This is a genomic window from Nocardioides sp. NBC_00368 (assembly GCF_036090055.1).
Classification (GTDB): domain Bacteria; phylum Actinomycetota; class Actinomycetes; order Propionibacteriales; family Nocardioidaceae; genus Nocardioides.
In genome coordinates this window covers 2,811,117-2,824,642 of record NZ_CP107970.1, presented here as the reverse complement: position 1 = coordinate 2,824,642, position 13,526 = coordinate 2,811,117, and the positions used below count along the sequence as shown (strand labels likewise).

The window sequence follows — 13,526 nt, the reverse complement described above, 5'->3', positions numbered from 1 at the left end:
GTCGTGTCGCTTCACCGTCTGGATTTGTGGTCGGCGATTACGGACGCGTACCACTCGAACGAGTCCCGCGGTGTGCGCACCAGGGTGTCGTAGTCGATATGCACCAGCCCGAACCGCTGGGTGTAGCCCTCGGCCCACTCGAAGTTGTCCATCAGCGACCAGCAGTAGTAGCCGGCGACGTCGATGCCGTCGGCGACGGCGCGCTCGACCTGACGCAGGTGGAGGTCGAGGTAGGCGATGCGATCGGCGTCGCCGTCGCCGGGAGCGGTGTTGTAGGACGCCCCGTTCTCGGTGATCACGAACGGCGGGTGCTCCGGATAGCGCTGGTGCAGCGCGCTCAGCAGCTCGTGGAGCCCGTCGGGGATGACCGGCCAGCCGAAGTCGGTGGTCGGGTAGCCGGTGATCGGCGGCTGCTCGATCGGGTTCGCGGCGCCCTCGGGAGCGGCCGCCGCCGCGGTCGGGTTGTAGTAGTTGAGGCCGTAGAAGTCCAGCGGCGTGCTGATCACCTCCAGGTCGCCGTCCTGCACCGGGAACAGCGCGGCGAGATCCTCCGGATAACGACCGAGCAGCACCGGGTCGGCGAAGGAGTGGTTCCACAGCGTGTCCAGCAGCCCGGCGGTGGCCACGTCCGCCTCGGACTCGGTCGCCGGCCACACCGGCATGTGGTTGGTCGCGGTGCCGATGCTGGCCACGCCTGCGGCGCGCAGCGCCTGGACCGCCAGCCCGTGCCCGAGCAGCAGGTGGTGACCGGCCGGCAGCGCGTCGAAGACCAGCGCCTGACCCGGGGCGTGGATGCCGAGGGCGTGACCGAGGACGGTCACCACGTTCGGCTCGTTCACCGGGCACCAGTGGGCGACGCGGTCGGCCAGGCGATCGCCCACCACGGCTGCGTACTCTCCGAACCGCTGCGCCGTCTTCCGGCTCAGCCAGCCCCCGTGGGCGTCCTGCAGCACCTGCGGGGTGTCCCAGTGGAACAGGGTCGCCATCGGCGCGATGCCACGCTCGAGCAGCCCGTCGACGAGGCGGTCGTAGAAGTCGAGGCCCTTCTGGTTGATGTGCCCCGAGCCGGTCGGCAGCACGCGGGACCAGGAGATCGAGAAGCGGTACGCATCCAGCCCGAGCCGCGCCATCAGGTCCAGGTCCTCATCGAGCCGGTGATAGTGGTCGCAGGCCACCTCGCCGCTGCTGTTGTCGAGGATCCGTCCTGGCTCGGCGCAGAAGGTGTCCCATACCGAGGGACCTCGGCCGTCCGCGTCGGCCGCCCCCTCGATCTGGTAGGCGGCGGTGCTGGCGCCGAAGCGGAAGCCGGTCGGGAGGCTGGTGCCGGGAAGCTCGCTCACGCAACCACAGTGTGCCCGCTGTGCCCGGGTGCCGTCCGTGGTTTCGGGGGAAGGCGGCGTACGACTCTAGGATTGTCGATCGTGGCACTCACCATCGGCATCGTGGGACTTCCCAACGCGGGCAAGTCGACCCTCTTCAACGCTCTGACCAAGAACGACGTACTCGCGGCGAACTACCCCTTCGCCACCATCGAGCCCAACGTCGGCGTCGTCGGGGTGCCCGACGAGAGGCTGGCCGAGCTGGCGAAGATCTACGGGTCGCAGAAGCTGCTGCCGGCCACGGTGCAGTTCGTCGACATCGCCGGCATCGTGCGCGGCGCCTCGCAGGGTGAGGGTCTGGGCAACAAGTTCCTCTCCCACATCCGTGAGTCCGACGCGATCTGCCAGGTCACCCGGGTATTCCGCGACGACGACGTCACCCACGTCGACGGCAAGGTCGAGCCCGCCAACGACATCTCCACCATCCAGACCGAGCTGATCCTCGCCGACCTGGAGACGGTCGAGAAGGCGATCCCGCGGCTGGAGAAGGAGTCGCGCAAGCAGCCTGAGCTGAAGGCCAACCTCACCGCCGTGGTCGAGGCCAAGGAGGCCCTCGAGGCCGGCACCCCGATCATCGCCACCAAGATCGACCGCGCCCTGATCCGCGACCTGATGCTGCTCACCGCGAAGCCCTACATCTTCGTCTTCAACTGCGACTCCGACGAGCTTGCCGACGAGGCTCTCAAGGACTCGATGCGCGAGCTGGTCGCCCCCGCCGAGGCGATCTTCCTGGATGCCAAGTTCGAGTCCGAGCTCGTCGAGCTCGACGAGGACGAGGCCCGCGAGTTCCTGGCCGACGCCGGGGTCGAGGAGCCCGGCCTGGACATCCTCGCCCGCGTCGGCTTCGACACCCTCGGCCTGCAGACCTACCTCACCGCCGGGCCCAAGGAGGTCCGCGCGTGGGAGATCCCCAAGGGCGCCACCGCTCCCGAGGCTGCCGGTGTCATCCACACCGACTTCCAGAAGGGCTTCATCAAGGCTGAGATCGTCTCCTACGACGACCTCATCGCCGCCGGCTCCGTCGCCAAGGCCCGCGACCTCGGCAAGGTCCGCATGGAGGGCAAGGACTACGTCATGGCGGACGGCGACGTCGTGGAGTTCCGCTTCAACGTCTGAGCGACCGCCGTGATCGGCCGTCCGAGCACTCACGCCAACACTGGAGGTTCCATGCCCAAGGGCTACTGGGTCAGCGTCTACCGCAACATCTCGGACCCCGAGAAGCTGGCTGCCTACGGCAAGCTCGCCCCGGCGGCCGTCGAGGCCGGCGGCGGCCGGGTCCTCACCCGTGGCAGCCGGGTCGTGGCGCATGAAGCCGGGATCGCCGAGCGCACCGTCCTCATCGAGTTCGACAGCTTCGAGCAGGCCGTCGCTACGCACGAGAGTGCCGCCTACCAGGAGGCCCTGGCCGCCCTCGCCGGCGGCGTCGAGCGCGACTTCCGCATCGTCGAAGGCCTCGACTGACCGAGGTCCAGCCGGATCTTCGTTGGACTACGTCATGATCGACGGAGACGTGGCGGTGTGAGACCACTGTCCGCAAGTCTTGATCGGCTCCACCTCGACGTGCTGCCCGAGCGACTCTGGCGGAGTGCTGACTGTCCTGGATCGCGGCCTCGTCTCAGAACCTGAGGACAATCCTTCCGCGGACACCGCCCGACTCCAGGCGACGGTGAGCCTCCGGCGCATCCTCGGCCGGAAGCTCGTCCGCGACCCGCAGCGTGAGCTCGCCGCGCTCGGCGAGCTCGCCGAGGTGCCGCAGCATCGGTGCGGGCTCGGCAATGGCGTCGACCCACACGGGAGCGAGCCGGACATGGCGGCTGCGCGCAGCCATGACCTGTACCGAGTCGCCGAACCCGAAGACGGACGCCACCGCACCAGCGGGCCGAACGACCTCCGCCGCATCGAGCGTTGGCATAGCCGCCAGGGCGATGGCGTCCACCTCGCCGACCGCTGCACGGATAGCGTCAACCACTCCATGCCCGCGTGGGACAACTACGTGCGCGCCGAGGCTCTCGACCAGTGGGCGGTCAGCCTCCGCGGCATCCGCGACCACTCGGTGTCCGGCGGCGACGGCGAGCTGCACGATGTAGCCGCCTACCGCACCGGCAGCGCCGATCACGGCGACGGTGCCGGGCCGTTCCAATCCCATCGCCTCCAGGGTCTGATAAGCGGTCAGCCCGTTCATCGGCAAGGTCGCCGCCTGAGCGATCGAGGTGCCACGGGGTACATGCACTACGCGGTTCATGTCGGCGACTGTGAGTTCCCCGTAGGCGCCGCCCCGAGGGTCGATGGGCCACACGTGTGCCGTGACGGCCTCGCCGACGCGGAACCGGTCTGCGGCCCGTGCTCCGACGGCATCGACGACCCCGGCGGCCTCCATCCCCGGCACCCACGGGGCGTCGTGGCGCAGCTGGTGCACCTCGCCGCGCCGCATCATGAGGTCCCCGTTGTTGACCGTCGCGGCCGCCACGTGGATCCGTACCTCGTCGTCACCCACGGCGGGCTCAGGGTGGTCGAGCTCGCGCAGGACATCGGGTCCGCCGAACGTTTTCATGCCGATGGCTCTCATGCCAGATCTTCCTCACTCAGTTCTAGGCGCACGGGAACCAGCCACGGTCCCTGCGAGCTCGTGGCGTGGTAGATCCGGTGCTAGGAGTTGTTGTCGTGCAGATGGGGTGATGCGCCGCTCAGCGGCGTGTACCCGGGGGAACGCATCCCGTCGATCAGGAGCGTGATGACGCGGCGCCATCCGTCGGGGCCTGCGTCGACGCCGAGGCAGTGGTCGGTGTCCAGGCCGGCGCGCGAGCCGATCATGACGTCCTGCCAGGTCACGTCCGCGCGCAACGCGCCAGCCGTGTGGGCGCGGTCGGTGAGCTGGATGACGGCGTCTTGCAGGGCCTTGGTCCGCTCCGAGATCTCGGGGATTGGCGGCAGGTCGCACGCCGCGGTCACCTCGGCCACGCCGCGGCTGTCGCGGTGTGCGCCGGCCAGTTCCATGACGAACCGGGTCAGCCCCTCCCATGGATCCTCGATGCGGAGGCACTCCTGGGCGCTGTCGAGCATCTCGTCATAGAGGCCGACGACGACCGCGTCGAGAAGCGAGTCCTTGGTGCCGAAGCGGCGGTAGAGAGTGCCCACCCCAACCCCCGCTGCCGTGGCGATGTCCAGTGCTGAGACGTCGAGGCCGCGGGAGGCGATGGCCTCCCGGGCCGCGACGATCAGCTGGCGTCGGTTACGCCGCGCATCAGCGCGGACATCTGCGGTCGTATCCAGGTCAGGCATCCGGGTCCCAGTTCTCCAAAGCGTCCATCCGAAGCCGCGTCAGCAGCACCGAGTCGATCAGCCACTGCCCATCGATCTTTCGATACGTCTCACGGTACTGGCCGTACCCGTTGTGACCTTCCGGGGCCTCAGGGCCGGCAGGGAAAGTCAGCAGGTCTTCCATCGCCCAGATTCCGGACGCCGAGTCCTCGCCGAGGATCTCGATCTCCGGCATGTGGCCGTGGTGGACCGAGGGTGCAGCACCCGTCAGGTCGCGGATCGTGTCGGCGAACTCGCGGGGGGATCCCCACGTGATCCCGTCCGTCACCAGTGTGGCGTCCGGCGTGAACAGCGCTGCGAGCTCGTCGTGCTTCTTCTCGTCCACGAAGCGGAAGTACCGAGCCTTCAGCTTCTTGATCTCCTCGATCGCCTCCAACGCGTCCAGGCGCCGGGTGAGCTCAGCCAGGTCACTCATGTCTTGTCTCCTAGGTGTGTCTTGGCGCCGCCGATGGGCACCGATCATCCGGACGACTCTCGTCCGCTTGTGCACCTAGACTAACCGGACGGTCATCGTCCGAATTCCTGACCCGGATGTGATCTGGGTAACAGTCCCGACTCTGAGATTAGGCGGACGATGACCGTCCGTTTACTCTTCCGGAGAAGTGGACGATATCCGTCCGCTAGGGCGTGCTCTCGTCTGATTCGACAGAGGTGGGCGTCCCGCGGAAATCCAAGGAGTAAGCGCAATGCGCGTTGAGATCTGGTCCGACGTGTCCTGCCCCTGGTGCTTCATCGGCAAGACACGTTTCAAGAAAGCCCTGGCCACCTTCCCGCACCGCGATGAGGTCGAGGTGGTCCACCGATCCTTCGAGCTCGACCGCCAGCTGGCCGAAACGCGCTCGACGACCGGGCCGGAGCACGCGAAGAAGTACGGCATGACGCCTCGGCAGGCACGCGCCGCCGAAGAGAACCTCGCCAGAATCGCACGAGCCGAGGGGCTCGACTACCTCGTAGACTTCCGTGATCACGGAAACACCTTCAACCTGCACCGGCTCCTACACCTGGCAGCATCACGGGACGCTGGCGACACGCTTCTCGCGCTCTTCTACGAGGGCAACTTTTCCGCTGAACGAAGCATCTACGATCCGGAGCACCAGGTGGAGCTCGCCGTCCGCGCCGGGCTCGACGATGCGGAGGTCCGAGCCGTCTTGGCGGACGCGAACGCCTACGCCGACGACGTCCGCGCGGATGAGGAGGAGGCGACCAGGCTGGGCATCACGGGGGTGCCTTTCTTCGTGATCGACAGGAAGTACGGGCTCTCTGGCGCGCAAGCCACCGCCACGTTCTCCGAAGTTCTCGAACGAGCCTGGGCCGACCAGATCGCCGACCGTCAGCCCCTGTCCTGAGCAGTTGGCGAGGCTCGTTGCGCCGCTGGTCCAGCTTACGCCTGAGTGCGGGGTGTCACTGTCTGTCCTGGATCTCTCTGCGCCGGGCCTAGTCTCTTCGGGTGCCGTGCATCGAGCTCACGACGGAGATCCCGGCGAGGCCGGAACAGTGCTTCGAGCTGAGCCTGTCCGTGGACGCGCGCCGGTCGTCGATGTCCGACTCGGGCGAGCGCGCCGTCGCCGGCGTCACCTCCGGGGTGATGCGTCTGGGAGACACGGTGACCTGGAAGGCCCGCCACTTCGGGCTGCCGATCACGATGACCTCGGTGATCAGCGAGTACGCCGCTCCGCGCCGGTTCGTGGACGATCAGCAGTCCGGCCCGTTCCGGCGGTGGTGGCACGAGCACCGATTCGAGCCGACCGTCGGCGGCACCCTGATGACGGATGTCGTGGAGTTCGAAGCGCCCGCTGGGGTGGTCGGGCGGTTGGCGAATGGTCTCGTGCTCACTCGCTACATGACGAAGCTGTTGGAGCGACGGAACGCGTGGCTGAGGGATGCCCTCTCCAGTCCTGAGGCGTGACGGCTCCGGCGTGCCGCGACGTGTTTCCGCTTTCGACATCGACGGCTGACGAACCGCGGCTACTCTCGGCCGAGGTCTCGGCTGGTGGAGTGGAGCTGTCATGGGTGGTCAGGTTGAGGCGACGTGGACAGTCACGCTGATCGCCTTCGCGGCACTGTGGTGGGTGCCGACGATCGTGGCGCTGGTCCTGATCGGCCGAAGTATCGGTGCCCGGGGACGCATGAGTGGGCTGGACGTCCTCGACATCGTGATGGTGCTGGTCTTCAGCTGGGCCGGTGCCCTGGTCTACTTCCTCATCGCGTTCCTGCGTCATCGCCGGGAGTCTGGACCCGTGGTCGCCGGGTCGCCGGCGATCGTGGAGAGCGAGACGACCTTGCAGCGGGTCGACGAGGCGTACGCGCGGGCCTGGGCCGAAGCGCGTACCGCGGCCGACGATGACCTCATCGACGCGCTCCACCAGGCGAAGCTCGGGCCGAGCTGGACCGAGCCGGGCCGGCCGCGGGCGGACCTGCTGTTCGCCATCTGGCGGGCGGGCGCGACACCGCGGTCCGCCTCGAGGCAGCTTCGCGAAGCGCTCGGCTCTCGGTCCGGGCGTGCCGGCGCGTAGAGCGCTGAGGTGCTTGACCCGGGCGGGAACCAGGAGAACCCTGGAGGGATGACCAGCCGTGCCGTCGATGACTCGCGTTCGCTGCTCACGCTCGGCCGGGTGGACTCGGTGCGGGTCCAGGTCGGTTATCGGGCGAGCCCGGACGATCGGGTGGATCGGCACTACCTGCTCGATCTGTCGGTCCCGGAGCCGGAGGGCGATGAGGTGCTCGAGGAGAGGGCGATCCTCGCCGCACTGGAGCCGGTCCTGTACGCGGGGGCCGACGCACGTCGCCATTACTCCCTGCACCAGCACCGATGGCACACCAGCTGGGGCGCGAGTCCGGGCGCCCTGGAGCTCGGACTGCTGGTGGACACCGGGCCCCGGACCACGGCCCTCTCGGAGGCTTCGTACGACGGTGTTGCCCGCGCCTTCCGTGACGTGATGGAGGTGGTCGGCCAGCCGGAGCGGACGCCGACCTCGCGGGAGTCGGCGGTCCAGCGCTCCCGAAGTGCGGCTGCCACGGCGTACGCCGTGGATGCGGACTCCCTGTCGCTCCGCGCGGAGGAGCACCATCCGGCAGACGACTCCTGGACGATCACTCTGCGCTCCACCGCGGGGGATGAGTACGACGTGGTCGTCGGCTTCGTCGACGGGTACGCCGGCTCGGTGTCGGTGCGGCACGCACACCGGATCGAGGCGGCCGACTCCATCGGCCCCGAGTGACCTGGAGCCATGGGGCCTGCCCACTCAGTCGTCGAGCGGGAAGCGTACGTCAGTGAGCTGCTCGGAAACGGCCCACAGCCGTTGCTGGGTCTGCAGGTCGTAGGAAGCCGGGCTGGAGGTGACCAGCTTCGGGTAGCCGCGGGTCTCGCCGAGGCCGCTGGGTCCGTAGTACTGACCGCCGATGGCAGCGGGGTCGGTGGCGGCGCGCAGCGTGGGCAGGGCGCCCATCGCGGCCGACTGGGCGAGCAGCGGCCCGATGAGGGCGAAGGGCACGCGCAGCGCGGCGGGGGAGTTGCGGGCGAGCTCGGTGTTGGAGCCGCCGGGGTGAGCGGCGAGCGCGACCGTGGTGCCGTGCGAGGCGAGCCGGCGCTGGAGCTCGTAGGTGAACATCAGGTTGGCGAGCTTGGCCTGACCGTACGCGGCGACGCGGCTGTAGGACCGCTCCCACTGCAGGTCGTCGAAATGGATGTCGGCCCGGATGCGGTGGCCGATGCTGCTGACGGTGACGATCCGCGAGCCGGGGACGGGGAGGAGCTGGTCGAGCAGCAGGCCGGTCAGGGCGAAGTGGCCGAGATGATTGGTGCCGAACTGCATCTCGAAGCCATCGGCGGTGGCCTGCTTCGGCGTGTACATCACACCGGCGTTGTTGATCAGCAGGTCGATCCGCGGGTGGCTGGCGCGCAGGTCGGCCGCCGCGGATCGGATCGACTCCAGGGAGGCCAGGTCGAGGACCTGGACGGTGACGTCGCCGCCGATGCGAGCAGCTGCCTGCTTGCCCTTCTCGACGTCGCGTACGGCTATGACCACCTGCGCCCCGCGCTCGGCGAGCATCCGGGCGGTCTCGAAGCCGAGGCCGGTGTTGGCCCCGGTCACGACGGCCACGCGGCCGTGCTGGTCGGGGATGTTCTGCTCGGTCCAGGTCTCGCTCATCGTCCACTCCTAAGGAACCATCGGTCTGTTATACCGACGAACTTAAGAGACCGCCGGTCTAATGTCAAGGGACCGGCGGTCTTTAAGTTAGTCTGGGGCGATGACGTTCCAACGGGCGCGAAGCGATGAGCAGCGGGAGATCCGCCGCCGGGCGATCCTCGACACCGCGGCGGCGATGCTCGACGAGATGCCGGTGGCCGACCTGAGCCTCAACGAGCTCAGCCGCCGGGTCGGGCTGGCCAAGTCGAACGTCCTGCGCTACTTCGAGTCGCGCGAGGCCGTGCTGCTCGAGCTGCTGGACGACTTCCTGGGCACGTGGCTCGACGAGCTGGCGAAGGAGCTGGAGACCGGCGTCGAGGCCGACGCCTCACCGGAGGTACGCGCCGGCCAGCTGGCCGAGGTCCTCAGTGGATCGCTGGCGGAGCGGCCGGTTCTGTGCGACCTCTTCGGTGCCCAGGGTGGGGTGCTCGAGCACAACGTGTCGGTCGAGGTCGTCAAACGCCACAAACGCTCGTCGCATGCAAAGCTCGAGGCCATGGTCGAGCTCGTACGCCGCCACCTGCCCGAGGTGGGCGACGGTGCTCAGGCGTTCTGCATGATGAGCATGATCTCGGCCGGTGCGCTCGCGGCGTACGACCCGCCGCCGCCCAGCCTGCTTGCTGCCTATGCGGACGAGCCCGACCTCGGCGCGCTGAAACTGGACCTACGGGATGCCCTGCGGACCTCCTGCAATGTCGCCCTCGTGGGCGTGCTGCCGCGCTCCTGATCAGTTCCGGAGCGCTGCGACCGGGAGGCGGGCTGCGGCCCACTCGGGATAGCCGTCCTCGAGTCTGACGGCGTCGCGCCCGGCCGCCTGAAGAGTGCGGACGGCGTCGTCGGCATAGACGCAGTAGGGCCCGCGGCAGTAGGCGACGACGGTGGTGCCGTCGGGCAGCTCGGCCAGGCGGCTGCGCAGCTCGGTGTTCGGGATCGAGAGGGCGCCGCGGATGTGGCCGGCGTCGTACTCGGGGCGGGGACGGACGTCGAGGACGACCACGTCGCCAGCGCGAAGGCGCTTGCGCAGCTCGTCCCGGGTGATCGTGCTGAGCTCGTCGCGGTTGCCGAGATAGGCGCCGGCCACGCGGTCGAGCTCGGCGACGTGCTGGGCGGCGGTCTCGCGCAGGGTCTGCCACAGTGCGAGCACGGTGGGGCTGGCGAGGGAGTAGAAGATCCGGTTGCCGTCGCGTCGCGAGCTCACGAGTCCGGCGCGCAACAGTCGCTGCAGGTGCTGGGAGGTGTTGGCGATGGACTGCCCGATCTCGCCGGCCAGGTCCTCGACGGGGCGCTCTCCCTGGGCCAGGACGTCGACGAGCTCGGCGCGGCGCCCGTTGGCGAGGGCTTTGGCCGCCTCGGCGAGCGTGTCGTAGAGCGCGTCCTTGGCCTTGCGGTCACCCATGATCGCCTCCTCGTACGACGTGCGCCGGCGGCGTGCGTATCAAGTATTCAAGATTTTTCTTGACAAGACAAGGGCACAGGCGTTCCATCTATTCAAGAGATAGATTGAATAGGAGGTGGTCGACATGGCCGTCGACACCCAAGAGCTGGGAGCGAAGGTCCAGCACGGCGTATCGCTGACCACGCTGACGAGGCGGATCACGGCCGACCCCGACGCGGTGTTCCGGACCGTGACCGACGTGAGTGGCCTCTCGAACTGGAACCACGCGATCACGCGGGTGCTCGAGGTGTCGGACGAGCTGGCTGCAGGAAGCGAGTGGGTGGTCGAGGTGCGAGCGCTCGGTCAGCGCTGGCCGAGCCGGTCGCGGCTGGAGGAGCTCGATCCGCAGGCGCGACGGTTCGCCTACCGATCGGGAACCGACGACGGCAACCCGTCCTACGCCACGTGGACGTGGACGGTGACCGCCGCGCCTGGCGGCTGCGAGGTCGAGGTGACGTGGAGGGTCAACCCGCGCACGTTCTGGCGACGCGTGCTCTTCGCTCGGGTGAGGGAGATCCAGCTGAGGCGATACGAGGTCCCGGCATCACTCGTGGCGCTCGCAGCGCTGCAGAGGGATGATCGACAGCGAAGCGTCCACCCGGGAGGCCGGTAGTGATCAACGACCTGGTGACCGCCGTTCCCGACTCCGGGCTCGGCAACAACGCCTACCTGGTCGATCTCGGCGACGGTGCGGCGCTCGCCGTCGACGCCTGCCGCGACCTGCGGGCGCTGCGCACGGAGGCCGGCCGCCGCGGCCTGCGGATCACCCACGCCGCCGACACCCATCTGCACGCCGACTTCCTCTCCGGCGCCGTACAGCTCGCCGCCGACGAGGGCGCCCAGGTGCTCGCGTCGAGGAGCGGCGGACGTACGTTCGCGCACACCACGCTCGAGGACGAGCAGGAGATCGCTCTGAACGGCGGGCTGCTCCTCCGGGCGCTGGCCACCCCCGGACACACCGATGAGCACCTGTCCTTCGCCCTGATCGACGGTGACCGGACTCTCGGGGTGTTCACCGGCGGCTCCCTCATCGTGGGGTCGGCCGCCCGCGTCGACCTGGTCGACCCCGCGCGCACCGAGAGTCTGGCGCGGGCGCAGTTCCGCTCCGTACGTCGCGTTGCCGAGCTCGGCGACGACGCGGCGCTGTGGCCCACCCATGGCGGGGGCTCGTTCTGCTCGGCAGTGGCCACCGGCAGCTCGACCAGCACCATCGGTAAGGAGCGGCTCACCAACCCCCTGCTGGCACTCGACGAGGAAGGATTCGTGCAGGCGCTGCTCGACTCGCACGGGACCTACCCGACGTACTTCCAGCGCCTGGGCGAGCGCAACCGTCAGGGGCCGGCCGTCGTCGGTGGGCGGCCCGTGCTCGAGGGGCTTCCTCCGCAGGTCGTGGCGGACGGGCAGCGGGGCGGTGCCGTCGTCGTCGACGTACGCCCGATCGCGGCGTTCGCCGCTGCGCATCCCCAGGATGCGCTGTCGATCCCGCTGCGGAGCGCCTTCGCGAGCTGGCTGGGGTGGCTGGCACCGCACGACCGGCCGATCATCGTCCTGCGGGACGAGCGTCAGGATCCCGAGGAGATCCTCTGGCAGGCGCTGAAGATCGGCTACGAGAACGTCGTCGGCGAGGTCTCCGGCGGACTCGCGGCCTGGGCGGAAGCGGGTCTTCCGATCGCGTCGCTCCCGATGACCGGCGTGGCCACGGCGGACGAGAAGCGCGTGCTCGACGTCCGGCAGAGACGCGAGTACGAGGCCGGCCATGTTCCCGGGGCTCTGCACCTCGAGCTCGGGTCCCTCGAGAGCGCCGTGCCCGGTCTCGCCGACGTGCCCACGCTCGTCATGTGCGGCCACGGTGAGCGTGCGATGAGCGCTGCAAGCATTCTCCAGCGGCACGGGTTCACCCGGCTGACCGTCTTGAACGGCGGCCCCGAGTCGATCGTGCTGGAGGCCGCCGAGTGAGCCACGACCTCGGCACGGCGCCACGGCTCGGGCTGCGCGCCAACATGGCGCAGTTCTCGCTGCTGGTCGTCGTCAACGCGCTTGTCGGCGGGATGCTCGGTCAGGAGCGTACGGTCCTCCCGCTGCTGGCCGAGGACGTGTTCGGGGTCGCGTCCTACACCGCGGCCCTGACCTACATCCTCGCCTTCGGTCTCGCGAAGGCCGCGACCAACTACCTCGCCGGCATCTGGTCCGAGCGCCACGGTCGCAAGCCGGTCCTCGTCGCGGGATGGCTGGTCGCGCTGCCGGTGCCGCTCCTGCTCATCTGGGCGCCGAGCTGGTGGATCGTCGTCGGTGCCAACGTGTTGCTCGGCATCAGCCAGGGCCTCACCTGGTCGACCACCGTCATCATGAAGATCGACCTCGTCGGCCCCCGTCGACGGGGTCTCGCCCTGGGCATCAACGAGTCCGCCGGATATCTCGCCGTCGCCGCCACCGCGCTGCTGACCGGCCGGATCGCCGCCGACGCCGGGCTCAGGCCCGAGCCGTTCCTGGTCGGCGTCGCGTACGCCGCGCTCGGGCTGGGGATCTCGACCTTGGTCGTCCGCGAGACCCGGGGCCACGCCGACCACGAGGCGGGGCGGGCGGAGCAGGCCGACGGTCCGATGAGCGACCGCGAGGTGCTCGTCCGTACGTCGCTGCGTGACCCGGCCCTGTCCTCGGCCAGCCAGGCGGGGCTGGTCAACAACCTCAACGACGGTCTGGCCTGGGGCCTGTTCGCGGTCCTGTTCGCCTCGGCGGGGCTCGGCATCGGTCACGTCGGCCTGCTCGTGGCGGCCTACCCGGCGGTGTGGGGCCTCGGTCAGCTCGCCACCGGTGCGCTCTCGGACCACTGGGGCCGGAAGCCGCTCATCGTCGCGGGCATGCTGCTCCAGGCCGCAGCCCTGGGTCTGGTCGCTGCGGTCGGCTCAGCGGCGTGGTGGCTCGTCGCCGCGGTCCTGCTCGGCTTGGGCACCGCCATGGTCTATCCGACGCTCCTGGCGGTGATCGGCGATGTCGCGCATCCGTCGTGGCGGGCACGGGCCGTCGGGGTCTACCGGCTCTGGCGGGATCTCGGGTTCGCGGTCGGAGCGTTGCTGGCCGGGGTCCTCGCGGACCTATGGGGTGTCCGGGGCGCGGTCTGGGCCGTCGCTGCCATCACGGCCGCGTCCGGTCTCGTGGTCATGCTGCGGATGCCGGAGACGCATCGGTCCGCCCCACCCCGGTAGCGCC

The 13,526-nt window shown here is 69.2% G+C and carries 16 protein-coding genes; 10 read left to right on the top strand and 6 right to left on the bottom strand.

Features of this window, described 5'->3' with window-relative positions; genetic code table 11:
- Nucleotides 1–11: 11 nt before the first annotated feature.
- A complete protein-coding gene (locus OG984_RS13535) occupies nt 12–1,340 on the bottom strand; it encodes a GH1 family beta-glucosidase (RefSeq protein ID WP_328532074.1) in 1,329 nt (442 codons plus the stop codon).
- Between the two features lie 81 nt (nt 1,341–1,421).
- Between OG984_RS13535 and ychF the strand changes: the two genes are divergently transcribed.
- A complete protein-coding gene (gene ychF / locus OG984_RS13530; RefSeq protein WP_328532073.1) occupies nt 1,422–2,495 on the top strand; it encodes a redox-regulated ATPase YchF in 1,074 nt (357 codons plus the stop codon).
- 51 nt (nt 2,496–2,546) lie between these two features.
- Nucleotides 2,547–2,840 (top strand): DUF1330 domain-containing protein, encoded by a 294-nt coding sequence (locus OG984_RS13525; protein ID WP_328532072.1) that lies wholly within the window; start codon nt 2,547–2,549, stop codon nt 2,838–2,840.
- A 154-nt stretch (nt 2,841–2,994) separates the two neighbouring features.
- Here OG984_RS13525 and OG984_RS13520 read toward each other — a convergent pair whose 3' ends face one another.
- The 3 genes from OG984_RS13520 to OG984_RS13510 all read right to left on the bottom strand — a co-directional run bounded on the left by OG984_RS13520 (nt 2,995) and on the right by OG984_RS13510 (nt 5,112).
- A complete protein-coding gene (locus OG984_RS13520; protein ID WP_328532071.1) occupies nt 2,995–3,945 on the bottom strand; it encodes an NADP-dependent oxidoreductase in 951 nt (316 codons plus the stop codon).
- An 80-nt stretch (nt 3,946–4,025) separates the two neighbouring features.
- Complete coding sequence (locus tag OG984_RS13515) at nt 4,026–4,658, bottom strand: TetR/AcrR family transcriptional regulator (RefSeq protein ID WP_328532070.1); 633 nt, start codon at nt 4,656–4,658, stop codon at nt 4,026–4,028.
- Nucleotides 4,651–5,112 carry a nuclear transport factor 2 family protein gene (locus OG984_RS13510; RefSeq protein WP_328532069.1) on the bottom strand — a complete coding sequence of 154 codons (462 nt, stop codon included), beginning with the start codon at nt 5,110–5,112 and terminating at the stop codon, nt 4,651–4,653. The genes OG984_RS13515 and OG984_RS13510 overlap by 8 nt, the downstream gene beginning before the upstream one ends.
- A 271-nt stretch (nt 5,113–5,383) precedes the next feature.
- Between OG984_RS13510 and OG984_RS13505 the strand changes: the two genes are divergently transcribed.
- From OG984_RS13505 to OG984_RS13490, 4 genes are all read left to right on the top strand, one after another.
- Nucleotides 5,384–6,043 carry a DsbA family oxidoreductase gene (locus tag OG984_RS13505; protein WP_328532068.1) on the top strand — a complete coding sequence of 220 codons (660 nt, stop codon included), beginning with the start codon at nt 5,384–5,386 and terminating at the stop codon, nt 6,041–6,043.
- Between the two features lie 101 nt (nt 6,044–6,144).
- The gene (locus OG984_RS13500; RefSeq protein ID WP_328532067.1) at nt 6,145–6,603 is read left to right on the top strand and encodes an SRPBCC family protein; all 459 of its coding nucleotides are present in this window, start codon (nt 6,145–6,147) and stop codon (nt 6,601–6,603) included.
- A 100-nt stretch (nt 6,604–6,703) separates the two neighbouring features.
- Nucleotides 6,704–7,210, top strand: coding sequence for a hypothetical protein (locus tag OG984_RS13495; RefSeq protein ID WP_328532066.1), 507 nt, complete (start codon nt 6,704–6,706; stop codon nt 7,208–7,210).
- A gap of 48 nt (nt 7,211–7,258) precedes the next feature.
- A complete protein-coding gene (locus OG984_RS13490; RefSeq protein ID WP_328532065.1) occupies nt 7,259–7,915 on the top strand; it encodes a hypothetical protein in 657 nt (218 codons plus the stop codon).
- A 24-nt stretch (nt 7,916–7,939) separates the two neighbouring features.
- On the opposite strand, the gene OG984_RS13485 is transcribed toward OG984_RS13490, so the two are convergent.
- Nucleotides 7,940–8,845, bottom strand: coding sequence for an SDR family NAD(P)-dependent oxidoreductase (locus tag OG984_RS13485; protein WP_328532064.1), 906 nt, complete (start codon nt 8,843–8,845; stop codon nt 7,940–7,942).
- A 100-nt stretch (nt 8,846–8,945) separates the two neighbouring features.
- On the opposite strand from OG984_RS13485, the gene OG984_RS13480 reads away from it, so the two are divergent.
- The gene (locus tag OG984_RS13480) at nt 8,946–9,611 is read left to right on the top strand and encodes a TetR/AcrR family transcriptional regulator (RefSeq protein WP_328532063.1); all 666 of its coding nucleotides are present in this window, start codon (nt 8,946–8,948) and stop codon (nt 9,609–9,611) included.
- Here OG984_RS13480 and OG984_RS13475 read toward each other — a convergent pair whose 3' ends face one another.
- Nucleotides 9,612–10,280, bottom strand: coding sequence for an ArsR/SmtB family transcription factor (locus tag OG984_RS13475; RefSeq protein WP_328532062.1), 669 nt, complete (start codon nt 10,278–10,280; stop codon nt 9,612–9,614).
- A 124-nt stretch (nt 10,281–10,404) separates the two neighbouring features.
- On the opposite strand from OG984_RS13475, the gene OG984_RS13470 reads away from it, so the two are divergent.
- From OG984_RS13470 to OG984_RS13460, 3 genes are read left to right on the top strand one after another with little or no spacing between them, the layout of a single operon-like run.
- The gene (locus OG984_RS13470; RefSeq protein WP_328532061.1) at nt 10,405–10,932 is read left to right on the top strand and encodes an SRPBCC family protein; all 528 of its coding nucleotides are present in this window, start codon (nt 10,405–10,407) and stop codon (nt 10,930–10,932) included.
- Nucleotides 10,932–12,275, top strand: a complete 1,344-nt coding sequence (locus tag OG984_RS13465) for an MBL fold metallo-hydrolase (RefSeq protein WP_328532060.1) — start codon at nt 10,932–10,934, stop codon at nt 12,273–12,275. Before OG984_RS13470 ends, OG984_RS13465 begins: the two co-directional genes overlap by 1 nt.
- Nucleotides 12,272–13,522: an MFS transporter gene (locus tag OG984_RS13460; RefSeq protein WP_328532059.1), complete on the top strand. Its 1,251-nt coding sequence runs from the start codon at nt 12,272–12,274 to the stop codon at nt 13,520–13,522. Before OG984_RS13465 ends, OG984_RS13460 begins: the two co-directional genes overlap by 4 nt.
- The last annotated feature ends 4 nt before the right edge of the window (nt 13,523–13,526 follow it).